The 13,795-nt window shown below is 65.5% G+C and carries 12 protein-coding genes; 7 read left to right on the top strand and 5 right to left on the bottom strand.

Annotation, left to right across the window (positions count from 1 at the left end):
* Positions 1-166 precede the first annotated feature (166 nt).
* Genes AC1DJT_RS01265 through nagA form a run of 4 tightly spaced genes read left to right on the top strand, consistent with a single transcriptional unit; the run spans position 167 to position 4,063 of the window.
* On the top strand, positions 167-1,093 hold the full coding sequence (locus AC1DJT_RS01265; protein WP_441507257.1) for an N-acetylmuramic acid 6-phosphate etherase: 927 nt from the start codon (positions 167-169) through the stop codon (positions 1,091-1,093).
* Entirely contained in the window at positions 1,090-1,923 is an 834-nt protein-coding gene (locus AC1DJT_RS01260; protein ID WP_476833377.1) for a GntR family transcriptional regulator, read from the top strand. Before AC1DJT_RS01265 ends, AC1DJT_RS01260 begins: the two co-directional genes overlap by 4 nt.
* Before the next feature lie 26 nt (positions 1,924-1,949).
* Positions 1,950-2,951 (top strand): SIS domain-containing protein, encoded by a 1,002-nt coding sequence (locus AC1DJT_RS01255; protein WP_441507255.1) that lies wholly within the window; start codon positions 1,950-1,952, stop codon positions 2,949-2,951.
* The gene (gene nagA, locus AC1DJT_RS01250; protein ID WP_476833376.1) at positions 2,951-4,063 is read left to right on the top strand and encodes an N-acetylglucosamine-6-phosphate deacetylase; all 1,113 of its coding nucleotides are present in this window, start codon (positions 2,951-2,953) and stop codon (positions 4,061-4,063) included. Before AC1DJT_RS01255 ends, nagA begins: the two co-directional genes overlap by 1 nt.
* A 110-nt stretch (positions 4,064-4,173) precedes the next feature.
* Here nagA and AC1DJT_RS01245 read toward each other — a convergent pair whose 3' ends face one another.
* The 4 genes from AC1DJT_RS01245 to AC1DJT_RS01230 are packed head-to-tail and all read right to left on the bottom strand — an operon-like array spanning position 4,174 to position 9,246.
* Positions 4,174-5,292 (bottom strand): ABC transporter permease, encoded by a 1,119-nt coding sequence (locus tag AC1DJT_RS01245; protein WP_476833375.1) that lies wholly within the window; start codon positions 5,290-5,292, stop codon positions 4,174-4,176.
* 8 nt (positions 5,293-5,300) lie between these two features.
* Entirely contained in the window at positions 5,301-6,446 is a 1,146-nt protein-coding gene (locus AC1DJT_RS01240; protein WP_441490181.1) for an ABC transporter permease, read from the bottom strand.
* A complete protein-coding gene (locus AC1DJT_RS01235) occupies positions 6,443-8,215 on the bottom strand; it encodes an ATP-binding cassette domain-containing protein (protein ID WP_441507252.1) in 1,773 nt (590 codons plus the stop codon). Before AC1DJT_RS01235 ends, AC1DJT_RS01240 begins: the two co-directional genes overlap by 4 nt.
* On the bottom strand, positions 8,212-9,246 hold the full coding sequence (locus AC1DJT_RS01230) for an HlyD family secretion protein (RefSeq protein ID WP_441490179.1): 1,035 nt from the start codon (positions 9,244-9,246) through the stop codon (positions 8,212-8,214). The genes AC1DJT_RS01235 and AC1DJT_RS01230 overlap by 4 nt, the downstream gene beginning before the upstream one ends.
* Before the next feature lie 90 nt (positions 9,247-9,336).
* Here AC1DJT_RS01230 and AC1DJT_RS01225 point away from each other — a divergent pair, with 90 nt between their 5' ends.
* Both AC1DJT_RS01225 and AC1DJT_RS01220 read left to right on the top strand, forming a co-directional pair.
* Positions 9,337-10,032, top strand: coding sequence for a CerR family C-terminal domain-containing protein (locus tag AC1DJT_RS01225; protein WP_476833374.1), 696 nt, complete (start codon positions 9,337-9,339; stop codon positions 10,030-10,032).
* Between the two features lie 238 nt (positions 10,033-10,270).
* Positions 10,271-11,710 (top strand): FAD-binding oxidoreductase, encoded by a 1,440-nt coding sequence (locus AC1DJT_RS01220; RefSeq protein WP_476833373.1) that lies wholly within the window; start codon positions 10,271-10,273, stop codon positions 11,708-11,710.
* Between the two features lie 153 nt (positions 11,711-11,863).
* Here the strand turns inward: AC1DJT_RS01220 and AC1DJT_RS01215 are convergent, their stop codons facing one another.
* Positions 11,864-12,799, bottom strand: coding sequence for a LysR family transcriptional regulator (locus tag AC1DJT_RS01215; protein WP_441490176.1), 936 nt, complete (start codon positions 12,797-12,799; stop codon positions 11,864-11,866).
* A gap of 131 nt (positions 12,800-12,930) precedes the next feature.
* Between AC1DJT_RS01215 and AC1DJT_RS01210 the strand changes: the two genes are divergently transcribed.
* Positions 12,931-13,764 (top strand): alpha/beta hydrolase fold domain-containing protein, encoded by an 834-nt coding sequence (locus tag AC1DJT_RS01210; protein ID WP_476833372.1) that lies wholly within the window; start codon positions 12,931-12,933, stop codon positions 13,762-13,764.
* Positions 13,765-13,795: the final 31 nt, after the last annotated feature.

The raw sequence follows: 13,795 nt of genomic DNA, 5'->3' as shown, positions 1-13,795 counted from the left end.
CGTGAAGCGAGAATCGGGTCGGCGTGGTTGGTCCGACAACCGAGCAAAACGAGGGACGCTGGTCGAGGCCGCATGCCTTCCAGACGAAACAACTCTTCCCTGTCGGTTCCTCGCTTGCTACTGGGCTAAAGTGGACTTATTTTGGTCTGGTCACGAGGGGCTATCCATGGCGACTGAAGACGTCAGCGCGCGCTTTCGAGAACTTGATGCCTGGGGCGACCTCGACATCCTCAAGGCGCTTTACGAAGGCCAGCTTGCAGCGGTCGCCACCATCGCGTCGTCCTTGCCGGCGATTGCGGAAGCCGTTGCCGCGGCCGTGCCGCGCCTCGAGGCCGGTGGCCGCCTGATCTATGCAGGTGCCGGCACCTCGGGCCGCATCGGCGTGCAGGACGGCGCGGAACTGACCCCGACCTTCGACTGGCCGGAAGAGCGGTTGGCCTTCGCCATCGCTGGCGGCGACGAGGCGATCCTCCACGCCGTCGAGAATGCCGAGGATTCGGTTGATGACGGCGCGGGCGCGATGCGCCGCACCGATGTCGGGCCGAACGACGTCGTGATCGGTCTCGCTGCCAGCGGCCGCACGCCTTACACGCTCGCCGCCATCGGGGAAGCCAAGGCGCGTGGCGCCCTGACCATCGGCGTCGCCAATAACCGCGGCTCGGCACTGCTGCGCACGGCGGATCTCGGCATCCTCACCGAAACCGGGGAAGAGGTCGTTGCCGGCTCCACCCGGATGAAGGCCGGAACCGCCCAGAAGATCGTGCTCAACCTGTTCTCGACGCTGCTGATGATTCGTCTCGGCCGGGTCTATCGCGGCCTGATGGTCCATATGCGCGCGACCAATGCCAAGCTCCGGCTGCGGGCGGCGCAGATGGTCGAGATGATCACCGGATGCGGCATGGAGGCCGCCGCCCGCCATCTCGACCGCGCCGGCGGCGATGTGAAGCGCGCCGTGCTGCTTGCAAGCGGCGCCGAGGCTGCCTTGGCCGAGAGCTTGCTCGCTCGCCATCATGGCAATCTGCGCCTGGCCCTGTTCGATCTCGGCGTCGGGACGAACGGCCCGGCCAAGGCGCCTCCAAGGGCGGCCCGGTGAGCGAAACCTCACCCGGGCGCGGTCCGCGGCGTCCGCGCGAGGGCGCGTCCGACGCTGCCCCCGAAGCGATGCCGGCCAAGCAGCAGGCGATCCTTCAGGCGCTCGCCGGAGACGACCCGACGCCACGTTATCTCAGGCTCGCCGGCGCTCTGTCCCGGCTGATCGAGACCGAGGTCTTCCTTCCCGGCGATGCCGTTCCCTCCGAGCGCGACCTCGCCCAGCTGACCGGCTATGCCCGGGTCACCGTGCGCAATGCCATCGACGAGCTCATTCGCAGCGGCGCGTTGTCGCGACGGCATGGCTCGGGCACCTTCGTCGCCTCGCGTATGGAGCAGCCGCTCTCGGTCCTGGCGAGTTTCTCGACCGATATCGAGAACCGCGGCGGCCGGCCGGGCTCGATCTGGCTGTCGAAGGAGCTGGCGCGGCCGAAGCCGCAGGAATCGATGGCGCTGGGTCTCGGACCGAGCGACGCTGTCGTCCGGTTGATCCGGGTCAGAACGGCGGATGGAGAGCCGCTGGCGATCGAATGCGCCGTCGTGCCCGCCACCATCCTGCCGTCGCCGGATCTGRTCGAAACCTCGCTCTACGCCGCGCTCGCGCAGAGGGGGGCAGCACCTGCCCATGGCGTGCAGCGCATCCATGCCGGCCTCGCGACGGCGGATGAGGCAAAGCATCTCGGCATTCCGGCAGGCAGCGCGCTGCTCAGGATCGAGCGCCGTGCGTTTCTCGGCAATGGCAAGCCGGTCGAGTTCACGCTCTCCGCCTATCGCGGCGATCGCTATGATTTTGTCGCGACCTTGAAGGGCGAAGCGATGGGGCCGCAATCGTGACACTGCAGGATCGAAACCCCTCCCGCATGTCAGCCGAGATCGCTGAAATCCCCGAGGCCGCGACGCGGCTTCTGCAGGAGGGGCAAGGCGAGATTGCGCGCGTCGCCGATGCGCTGCAGATGTCGCGCGTCAGCCATGTCGTCGTCAGCGGCCGGGGCAGTTCCGGCCATGCAGGCACGCATCTGCGCTATCTCATCGAGACCCGCCTGGGCTTGAGCTCTGCGGCGGCGGCCCCTTCGGTGGTGACGCGCTATGGCGCAAGCCCGCGTCTCAGGGAGGCGCTCTATATCCTGATCTCGCAGTCTGGCCGCAGCCCCGATCTGGTGGCGGCGGCCGAGCAGGCGACAGAGGCCGGGGCGCAAACGGTCGCCATCGTCAATGATCCCGATTCCCCTGCCGCTCGGGCCTGCCGCCATGTCATCCCGATCGCGGCAGGTCCCGAGCTCGCCGTGGCCGCAACAAAGACCGTTGTGAACACGATGCTGGCCGGCATGCTGCTGGTCGCGCGTCTGAGCAGGGACGCTGCGCTCGCGACATCTGCGCAATCGGCTCCCGAACGTCTTGCCCAGGCGCTCACCCTCGACTGGTCGGCCTGGGCGCGCCGGCTGTCCGATGCACCGGCGGGTTTCGTCATCGGGCGCGGTCTGACGCTGGGACCAGCGCGCGAGGCCGCGCTCAAGGCGGCCGAGGTCCTGGGCGTGCCCGTGCTGGCGTTCAGCTCGGCGGAAGTCCTGCACGGACCCAAGGCCGCGATCCGGAGCGAGCATCCGATCCTCGGCCTCAATGCCGGTGGTGAGGTTTCGGAGAGCATCGAGGAGGCCCTGGCGACGCTTCGTCACGAGGGGGCGTCGATCTTCTCGGGAAGCGGACTGCGGCCGACACTCCCGGGACTGGCAGCGGGCGACCCGGCGCTCGACGCGATCGCGCTGCTGGTGCCCGTCTATCGCGCGCTGGAAGCCGAGGCGGTGCGGCTTGGCCGCGATGTCGACCGTCCACCGGGGTTGGTCAAGGTCACGGAGACGCTGTGATGGCAGCGCGGCGGCAGGGCTGGCGTGCGCGGCGCCTGTTCGATGGCGAGCGGATCTGGCCGGATCGCCTCGTCATCGCCGAGRATGGGATCGTCACCGAGATGCTGCCGTCAAGCGCGCAGCCGCACTGCGTGATCGAGGAACTGCCGGATGACGGCGTGCTCGCGCCGGGCTTCATCGATGTTCAGGTCAATGGCGGTGGCGGCGTCATGCTGAACGATACACTGAGCTGCGACGGCATAGCTGCGATCAGCGCTGCCCATGCCCGCTTCGGCACGCGGTTCCTGCTGCCGACCCTCATCAGCGCCAGCAGGGCAGATATCGCGAAGGCCATCGCAGCCGCACGCGAAGCGATTGCGCGCGCTGTGCCGGGCGTTCTCGGCATTCACATCGAGGGCCCCTTCATCAATCCCGAACGTCGTGGCGCGCATCTGGTCGCCAATCTCCTGCGGCCCGAGCCGGAGGATGTCGATCTGTTGACGTCGCTCGGCGCCGCTGGCGTGACACTGGTGACGCTCGCGCCCGAATGCGTGCCTTCCGGCTTCATCCGCGCGCTGGTCGCGCGTGGCGTCAAGGTCTGCGCGGGCCATTCCAACGCGAGCGCGGCTGAGATGGCGGCGGCCCATGCCGAGGGCCTGAGCGGTGCCACCCATTTGTTCAACGCCATGTCGCAGCTCGGCTCGCGCGAGCCGGGCGTGGTCGGTTCCGTGATGTCGGGCATGGGGTTGACCGCGGGCATCATCGCGGACGGGCACCATGTCGCCTGGCCGTCCTTTCAGGCTGCGTTTCGCGCGATCGGGCCGGACAGGATGATGCTTGTCACCGACGCGATGGCGACGATCGGCGCCGACGGGGATGCCTTCGAACTCTTCGGCGAGACGATTCATGTCAGCGGCGGCCGGCTCGTCAATGCCGAGGGCCGCCTCGCAGGCGCTCATCTCGACATGAATGCCGCGATTCTCAATGCCTATCGGCACGGCGGCGCGACGCTTGAGCAGGCCTTGGCGATGGCGAGCGCAACGCCTGCGGCCTATCTCGGGCTATCCACCAGCCATGGCCGGATCGCGCCGGGGCGGCGGGCGGAATTCTCCGTGCTGCGCACCGGCGGCTAGTTCCGCAGAGCGGATATCGTATCCTGCCGGAGGGCTTGGCCTTCTGTGATCGCGTCGGCTTCCCCGACGATCGCAATCCGCTCTTCGGGCCGATGGTTGGCGCCATCGGCTCAGGTGAGCCTGTTCCTGAACATCCAGGCGGCGAAGGGCAGGGTCACGGCGGCAATGGCGACGAGCGCCAGCATCTCCGGCAAGAGCTGCCTGATTCCGGCACCCTCCAGATAGATTTGATGCGTGATGCTGATGGCGTAGCGCAGCGGGTTGATCAGGGTGAAGTACTGCAGGATCTCGGGCATGTTGCCGATCGGCGCCGTCAGGCCCGAGAGCAGCATGAACGGCATCAGCAGCACGAATGAGCCGATCATTGCCTGCTGCATATTGCCCGCGATGGACGAGATGAAGAGGCCGATCCCGACCGATGCCGAGAGGAACAGGAAGAGGCCGAGATAGAGCATCGCAAAACTGCCGGAGAACGGGATCTGGAACCAGAGTTGCGCCACCAGCAGAATCAGCGTCGACTGGGCGAGCCCGATCAGCATGGCGGGGACTGCCTTGCCGACCATGATCTCCGAGGGCCGGAACGGCGTCACCAGCAACTGATCGAATGTGCCTTCCTCGCGCTCTCGCGCCACCGACATCGCAGTCAGCATCATCGTCATCATCATGGTGATGGTGCCGATCAGGGCCGGAACCATGTACCAGCGCGTTTCGAGGGTGGGGTTGTACCAGGCCCGTGTGGTCATGCGAACGGGTGGGCCGGGCTGGCCGTGCGAACTCTGCCAGTCGGCTCCAAAGCCGGTGACGATCTGGCTGACATAGGTTTGGGCGGTACCCGCGGTGTTTGAGTTGCGCCCGTCGGCGATGACTTGCACGGCGGGCGCGGTCCCCGCCTGCAGACCGCGCTCGAAATCGTAGGGAATGGTGATCACCAGCAAGGCGCGCTGGTCGTTGATGATGTCGGCGATCTGGCGCTCGACGTCGAGCGTGGCGACCCGCGTGAAGGTGCCGGAACCGTCCAGGCGCGCGATCAGTGCGCGCGAGACGGCGCTTCGATCGTGGTCGAGCAGTGCATAGGACACGTTGTTGAGGTCATAGGTCGCGGCATAGCCGAAGATCAGGCACTGCAGGACCGGTGGGGCGATCAGGGAGATGCGGCTCTTCGGATCCTTCAGGATCGCGAGCAGTTCCTTGCGGATTAGGGCGAGGATGCGCAGCAGCGTGTCGAGCATGGCCCACCTCACACGATGGTCTTGCGCGTCGCGCGTATCGCAAGCGCGATCAGCACTGCGGCCATGACGGCCAGCACCGCAGCATTCGGCAGGATTACCGGCCAGATGTCCCCGGCGAGGAACAGGGTCTGCAGAACGCTGACGAAATAGCGCGCCGGGAAGATATGCGTGATCACCTGGATCGCGACCGGCATGCTGCGGATGTCGAACATGAAGCCGGACAGCATCATCGCCGGGAGAAAGGTGGCGATGATCGTGATCTGGCTCGCGACGAACTGGCTCTTGGTCAGTGAGGAGATCAACAGGCCGATGCCGAGCGCGACAATCAGATAGAGCATCGACACGGCAACGAGCAGCCCGAGCGAGCCTCTGATCGGCACGCCGAAGAGCAGCTTGGCACCAAGGATCGAGAGGGCGAGCCCGATCATGCCGAGGATGAAATAGGGCACGGTCTTGCCAAGCAGGATCTCGCCGGGACGCACGGGCGTGACGAACAGCGCCTCGAAGGTTCCGCGCTCCCATTCCCGCGCAACGACAAGCGCGGTCAGCAGCGCACCGATCAGCGTCATCACCAGCACGATCAGGCCGGGAACCAGGAAGTAGCTGCTGTTATTGGCATCGTTGAACCAGAGCCGGCTCTCGATCGAGACTGGCGGACCGGCGATGATGCGGCCCATCGCGGCCTCGCGCGCCATCCAGGTTGCAACGGCACCCTGAGCATAGCCGAGCGAGATGCGGGCGGTATTGGCGTCGGTGCCATGGACCAGCACCTGGATCTCGGCCGTGCCCTGCTCCATCCGGCGCGCGAAATCGGGCGGTATGCGGACAATGGCGTGGACGCGCTTGTCGAGCATCATCCGCTCGGCCTCGGCCATGGTCTTGACCTGCACCGCGTTGAAATAGTCGGAGAGTTCGAAACTCGACGCCGCGCCGCGCGCCTCKGCCGAGATGTCCTCCATGACGATCGCGACCGGGACGTTCTTGACGTCGAAGGAAAGCCCGTAGCCGAAGAGCACGAGCAGCAGCATCGGCATGATCACGCCGATCGCGATGCTGCTCGGGTCGCGCACGACCTGCCAGCCCTCCTTCCGGATCAGCGCCGCGATGCGGCGCAGCCTTGCCATTCCGCCGGTCTGTGAGGTCACGGCGGTCATGCTGCGGGCCTCTGCTCGGCACGCCCGTCACGCGACGTCTCGACGATGGCGATGAAGGCATCTTCCATCGTCGGTTGGCGTCCGTCCTGGGCCGTGGCATGGGCCCTGATCTCGGCCGGCGTGCCTTCTGCCAGGCTGCGTCCGGCATCGAGGATGATGATCCGGTCGCAATATTCTGCTTCCTCCATGAAATGCGTGGTCACGATCACGGTGACGCCCTGCTCGGAGAGCGCCGTGATCCGGCCCCAGAATTCGCGCCGCGCGATCGGATCGGCGCCGCTCGTCGCCTCATCGAGGAAGAGGATGTCCGGCTCGTGCAGCAGGGCGGTGCCCATCGCGAGGCGCTGCTTGAAGCCGCCCGGCAATTGCCCGCTCGGCAGCCGGGAGAAGGCATCGAGCTCGAATTGCTGCTTCGCCCAGGTGATCCGGTCCGCCTTGCGCCTCCCACGCAGCCCATAGGCACTGGCGAAGAAATCGAGATTCTCGTCGACGCTCAACTGGCCGTAGAGCGAGAATTTCTGGGCGACGTAGCCGAGCCTGCGCCGCGCCTCGGCACGAGATGTCCGCAAATCCGCGCCAGCGACACGCAGCGTGCCGTGCGAGGCTGGCAGCAGCCCGCAGAGCATCCGGAACGTGGTGCTCTTGCCGGCGCCGTTGGGGCCGAGAAGCCCGTAGATCTCGCCGCTCCGAACCTCGAAGCTGACATGATCGACAGCGGTGAAATCGCCGAAGGTGCGGACGAGGTCACGCACCTCGACCGCCATGGCGCCGGAACCCGGGGAGGTGGGCTGGTCGAGCGTCATGGCACTGCTGCGTGTGCGCTCGGCGACGGCAGCAAACAGCACCATGAACCCGTCCTCGAAACGTGGCGGCACGCGGCGATGCCGAAGCGTGCCGTCGCCGAGGGGCAGGGCGCCCGTTTCGCTCGGAGCTGCGAGCACGACGCGGACTTGCCCGGCTTCGGGCACGGCATCGATGACGCCGTCCTGCTGAAACAAGCGTGCCTGCAGCGAACGTGCCGGCATTCCCTTGGGCGTCTCGATGATGAAGGTGCGGCCTTCAGCTTTCGCCGTGATCTCGCTCGGCGTGCCCTGCGACAGCACCTTTCCGGCATGCATGACGACTGCATGGTCGCAGAGCTCGGCCTCGTCGAGATAGGAGGTGCTGACGATGACGGTGAGCCCATCCTCGCGCACCAGCTTGAGCACGATCGCCCAGAGCTCGCGCCGCGACAGTGGGTCGACGCCGACGGTCGGCTCGTCCAGCAGCAGTAGTTCGGGAGCACGGACGAGGGTGCAGGCGAGCCCCAGTTTCTGCTTCATGCCGCCGGACAGCTTCCCGGCCAGCCGCTCGCGAAAACGCCCGAGCTGGGTCATCTCGAAGAGGCGAGGGTAGATGTGCTCGCGTTGGTCGGCACCGACGCCGTGCAGATCGGCATAGAGATCGAGGTTCTCCTGGACGCTCAGATCCTCATAGAGCCCGAATTTCTGCGGCATGTAGCCGATGCGGTCCTGTACGGCCTGGGGATCGTCAGCGACGACAATGCCGAGAACGTCGAGCATACCCTCATCGGGTTTCATCAACCCGGCGATCAGCCGTAGCAATGTGGTCTTGCCGGCACCGTCGGGGCCGACGAGGGCGGTCAGCGTGCCTTCCCTGGCTTCGAAGGAGACATCGTCGAGTGCCTTGACGGTTTCGCCGGTGGCCCGGCGGAACGTCTTGTGGAGGGTCCGCGCCGTGACGGGTGAGACGGGCGCGGCGGGGGTCATGGCTTGGTCTTCCCGGTCTCGGGTACAGCAGCGCTGTTTGCGACCGCAGCCTCGGCTCCCGGCAACATCTTGATGGTGGCTGGCATGCCGAGGCGCAGCCTGTCCTGCGGGTCCTCGACGAAGACACGCATCTCGTAGACGAGGCTCGTGCGCAGATCCTCGGTCTGCACCGTTTTCGGGGTGAACTCGGCGACGGGTGAGATGAAGCCGATCCAGCCTTCGAGCGGCTGGTTCGGAAAGCTGTCCGTGGTGACCTGCATCCGCATGCCAGAGCGGACCTGTCCGAGCTTCGGCTCAGCCACATAGGTCCGCACCCATTTCGTGCCGGTCATGGCCAGTGAAAGCACCGGGCGGCTGGGYGAGGCCATCTCGCCGGGTTCCATCAGCCGCGAGCGAACCACGCCGTCGAAGGGAGCAAGCAGCTGCGCATCGACCAATTGGCGCCGGGCGAGCGCAAGCTGCGCCTGGTTGCCGCGGAGCTGTGCCTCTGCCTGCGCGATGTCCTCCGAGCGCGGGCCGGCGAGAGAAAGGTCGAGGGCGCTCTTTGCGACATCGAGCTTTGCCTTGGAGGTCTCGGCAAGAGCCTTGGCGGCATCGAGGTCCTGCTGGCTGACGGCATTCGCGGACAGGGCGCGCCGCCGCTCATATTGCGCGGCKGCGTTGACCGAATCCGCCCTGGCCGATTCCAGGTTGGCGCGGGCCTGGGCGATCTCCTCGGGGCGAGAGCCGTTGCGCAATCGATCGAGTGCGGCCTTCTGGGCCCCGACAATCGCTTCCATCTGGTCGATCTGCGGTTGCAGGCGGCTCGTATCCAGCTTCGCAAGGACCTGGCCGCTGCGAACGACATTGCCCTCCTCGACAAGGATCGCGGCGATGCGTTCGCTGCCGTTGAAGGCCAGCGAGGCCTGCCTGAGATCGACATTGCCGTAGAGGACCAACTCGGATGTCGCGGCGGGGCGGTGGCTAAACCACCAGGCGCCTGCGGCCCCCAAGAGGGCGATGACAGCCAGTATGCGCGGTGCCTTGCTCATGCCTTCAAGGATAGGCGCGTGGTGCAATATGTCAAATCTGAATTTAAATTCTATCTTTCAAATATTCTTGATCGGCGTTAAGCTCGGGTCATGAAACGAGCGATTCCTCAAAAACGACCCGGTCGCCGCGAGGACGGTGCGGCCACCAAGGCGCAGATTCTCGATGCGGCCGGAGAGGTCTTTGCGGAAAAGGGCTTTGATCGCGCCACCGGCAAGGAGATCGCCGAGCGGGCGGGCAGCAATTCTGCTGCCGTGAATTACTATTATGGCGGMATCGACGGGCTCTATGCCGAGGTGTTGGTCGAGGCGCATCGCCGCCTGCTGACCTATGATCGGCTGCTCAAGCTGGCAGAAGCCCCAGGGACTCCGGAGGACAAGCTTCGCACCCTCATTGGTCTCGTGGTCCGCACGATCATGGGGCCCGCCTCCTCGAGCTGGTCCTTGCGGGTCCTGAGCCGTGAGGTGCTGGCTCCAACACMCGCTTTCGCAGTGCTGCGGGATCGCGAGATTCTCCCGAAGAAGCGCATCGTCACCGGGATCGTCGGCGAAATCCTGGGAGTGCCGCATGATCACCCCGTCGTTGCCCGGTGCTGTCTCACTGTCATCGCCCCCTTCGTGGTGATGCTCGTCGGCAACCGCCAGGTCCTCGCGCAGGTCTTTCCCGACCTGGCGTCGGACCGGGGCGCTGTCGACGAGATGGTCGCCCATTTCCAGCGCTTCGCTTTCGGCGGCATCGCTGCCGTGGCAGCGGAACTCGATGCGCGGGAGGAAGCTCGTTCCGCCTGAGGTGATGTGCTGCCGATCAGGCTTGCATCCATCCGACCTCCAACCGTCGGATCCCGCGCCATTGCCTGTGGTCATCGCTAGACACCATCGTCGCATGACTGCCCGCTCCAAAGCTCCATCCGCTGAAGCGTGGAAATCCGAGCTTCTGTGATCTGCGTCATTGAGTGCGGCCCGGCGCAGGCGCAGAATTCTTGTGGCGGGGGGCTGAGAGTTCATGACCCATTCGGGAGGAACGATCATGCAAGCCCAGAGCCTCACGACACTGGCGGCCGGAACGAAATCCATCAGCGCCTCAGCCATCGAGGCGCTCGCCGCGCAGCTTCACGGAAGCGTGCTCGACGAGACTGATGCCGCATATGACGATGCACGCGCGATCTGGAATGGGATGGTCGATCGCAGACCTGGCCTGATCATACGCTGTGYGGTGGCTGCCGATGTCGTCAGCGCTGTGCGATTTGCGCGTGACAACGGACYATTGCTCTCTGTGCGTGGCGGCGGACACGGCATTGCCGGAAATGCCGTCTGCGATGGCGGCCTGATGATCGACCTGTCACCGATGAAATCGGTCCGAGTCGACGAAGCATCGCAGCGCGCCTGGGTCGAGCCGGGCGCTACCCTGGCCGATGTCGACAGGGAAACCCAGGAATTCGGATTGGCGGTGCCGACGGGCATCAATTCGACCACGGGCATTGCCGGCCTGACGCTGGGCGGCGGCTTCGGCTGGATCACGCGGAAGTTCGGGCTTACCCTGGACAACCTGCTGTCGGTCGAGGTGGTGACGGCTGACGGCGAGCTCAGGCGCGCTAGCCAGTCGGAAAATCCGGACCTGTTCTGGGCCCTGCGCGGCGGCGGCGGAAATTTCGGGGTGGCCACCGCGTTCGAATTTCGGCTTCACAAGCTTGGCCCCCAGGTTTTGGCTGGCCTTGTCGTGCATCCCTTCGATGATGCCGAGGCCGTCCTGAAGGAATATCGTCAGGCGCTCGAAGTGGCGCCCGACGAGTTGACCTGTTGGGTCGTGATGCGGCAGGCGCCGCCCCTGCCGTTCCTGCCGGCCGAGTGGCATGGCAAGGAAGTGCTGGTGCTCGCGATGTGCTATTGCGGCGACATCGCCGAAGGCGAAAAGGCAACCGCCAGGCTGCGTTCCATCGGAAAACCGATCGTCGACGTGGTGGGGCCGGCGCCTTTCGCGACGTGGCAACAGGCTTTCGATCCTCTGCTCACAGCCGGTGCCCGCAACTACTGGAAGAGCCACGACTTCACCGAGCTCTCGGACGCGGCGATCAGGATCCTGATTGGCGCGGTGCGTCGCCTCCCGGGGCCGGAATGCGAGATCTTCATCGGCCATGTCGGTGGGGCGGCCGGCCGCGTTGCGGCGGATGCGACCGCCTTTCCGCAGCGCAGCTCCCATTTCGTCATGAATGTTCATGCGCGCTGGCGCGAACAGGGCATGGATCAGGCCTGCATCGCCTGGGCGCGCGCGCTCTTTGATGCCGCAAGGCCGTATTCAGCTGGAACGGCCTATATCAACTTCATGCCGGCAGACGAGATGGACCGCGTCCAGGCGGCTTACGGAGGCAGTTACCATCGCCTTGCCGAGCTGAAGCGGCGCTACGACCCGATGAACCTGTTTCGCATGAACCAGAATGTGAAGCCGACGGCGAGTTCGCAGGCCGCCTGAGCCCAGCTGCCTGAGCAGTTAGGACGAGGTTGGATGGCTGGCCCAGGCCGCAGGGATCGACGCGTATTGTGTCCCTGCGGGCTGGTGCGTCTCCATGGCTTAATGAGACTCTCCGCCGGCGCCGGGCCGGCTCTCCAAAGCGTGCCTTAGGTCCTAGGCGCAATGCGGCAAGCTGGAGCGCCGCTGGATCAGGTCGTCCTTGGCGAAGAGCTCGGCCAGCCAGTCGACGAAGACACGCACCTTGTTGCTGAGATGACGGTTCGGTGGGTAGACGATGTGCAGCGGCTTGGGGGTCGAGCACCAATTCGTCAGCAGCGGTACGAGCCGGCCGGCGGCGATATCCTCCTGCACCATGAAGGTTGGTGCCTGAACGATGCCGAGCCCCGCCAGCGCGGCAGCGACGTAACCAGCACCTTCGTTCAGCGATACGACGAAACGTCCCCTGATCTCGTGGCTTTCCTTACCGTCGGCATAGGTGAAGGGGGCTGTGCGACTGGTCCCGGCATAGCGGTAGCCGACGATGAAATGATCGCCCTCGAGGTCGGTCGGATGCTGGGGCTCGCCATGGCGCTGGACATAGGAGGGGGAGGCGCAGGTCACGAGATACATCTCGCCGATGCGCCGGGCGATCAGGCTCTGGTCCGTGAGCTCGCCGGCCCGGACGGCGCAATCGAGATTTTCCGCCAGCAGATCGGCAGGTCGGTCACTGAGGCCGAGGTCGAGCTGGATGTCGGGATAGCGCGCATGGAATTCAGGCAGGTTCGGGATGATGACGCGCATGGCCAGCGGCGCGCTGACGTCGACGCGCAGGCGCCCGCTCGGCCTGGCCTGTGACGAGGCCATGCTGCCGTCGAGCTCGTCGATTTCGTTCAGGACCCTGAGCGCGCGCTCGTAATAGGCCGCCCCGTCCATCGTCACCGTCACGCGCCGTGTGGTGCGGTTGAGGAGTTTGGCGTGGAGATGCGACTCAAGCTGCTGGATCTGCTTGGTCACCGTCGGCTTGGGGATGTCGAGCAGATCGGCAGCACGGGTGAAGGTGCCGGCTTCGACGACGCGGACAAAGGCGCGCATGGCGCTGAGCTGGTCCATGGCTTTTTCTAACAGGTCGCTTCTTCGATTGTTTCCATATGGAAATAATGAATGAGCTTTACGGGTATTTATTGCCGAAACACGATGGTCTAAATCAGGTTGCATTGCAACAGAAGCCGCCGGGACACGCCATGTCCGCTCAAACCGCCACCCTCGATCGCCCCATCTCCGTCACATGGCGGGACGAGGTGATCGCTGCCAAGCCAGTCTCGCTGGCAGCGCGTGTGTTCATCCMGGCAGAGCTCAACCGCAACACAGCGCTCGTCATGCACCTGCATGGCGGCACCTTCAACGAGGGCTCGCTGGCAAGCGGAGAGGCGGTCGCGACGATCCTGGCTCGCGCCGGTGCCGCTGTCGTTTCGGTCGATTATCCGCTCGCGCCAATGCACCGTTTCCCCGATGTGCTGGAGGCCGTATTTGGYGGCTTGCTGGCGCTCTACAAGGCGCGCAGCCGCTGGGTCGCGAAAAGCGCCCCATTCTACGTCGCTGGCGAAGAAGCCGGCGGCAACCTGGCCGCGGCTCTCGCCATGATGGCGCGGGACCGGCAGGGACCGCCGCTCGCCGGGCAGATCCTGCTCTCGCCGATGCTGGATTCCTGCCTTGGGACCTATTCGCTGCGCGAGGCCGATGCCGGTCCGGTGGGATGTCGCTGGGCCGATGGCTGGCACGACTATCTGGGTTCGCCTGACAAGGCGGCTCATCCCTATGCCGCGCCGCTCAACGCCTCCCGGCTTGCCGGGCTGGCTCCTGCCCTGCTGATCACGGCGGAGGATGATCCGCTGCGTGACGAATGCGCGAGCTATGCCTGTCGGCTGCAGGAAGCGGGTGTCGCGGTCAGTCGCTACGTGCAGACTGCGCCAACCAATTGGCCCGGTGCMTATGCCGAGGCTCCCAAGGAAGGTTCCTGCCTCTGCCTGGCATGTGACCATGTAACCGAGTTCTTCAAATCCACCGCGCCGTCCTGATCGGGGCCAACGCGACCAACTCGATCCTCTC

The organism is Allobosea sp. 05T422_2, assembly GCF_056396265.1.
The sequence above is the reverse complement of the archived record's forward strand: the minus strand, read 5'-3'. Positions and strand labels throughout refer to the sequence as shown.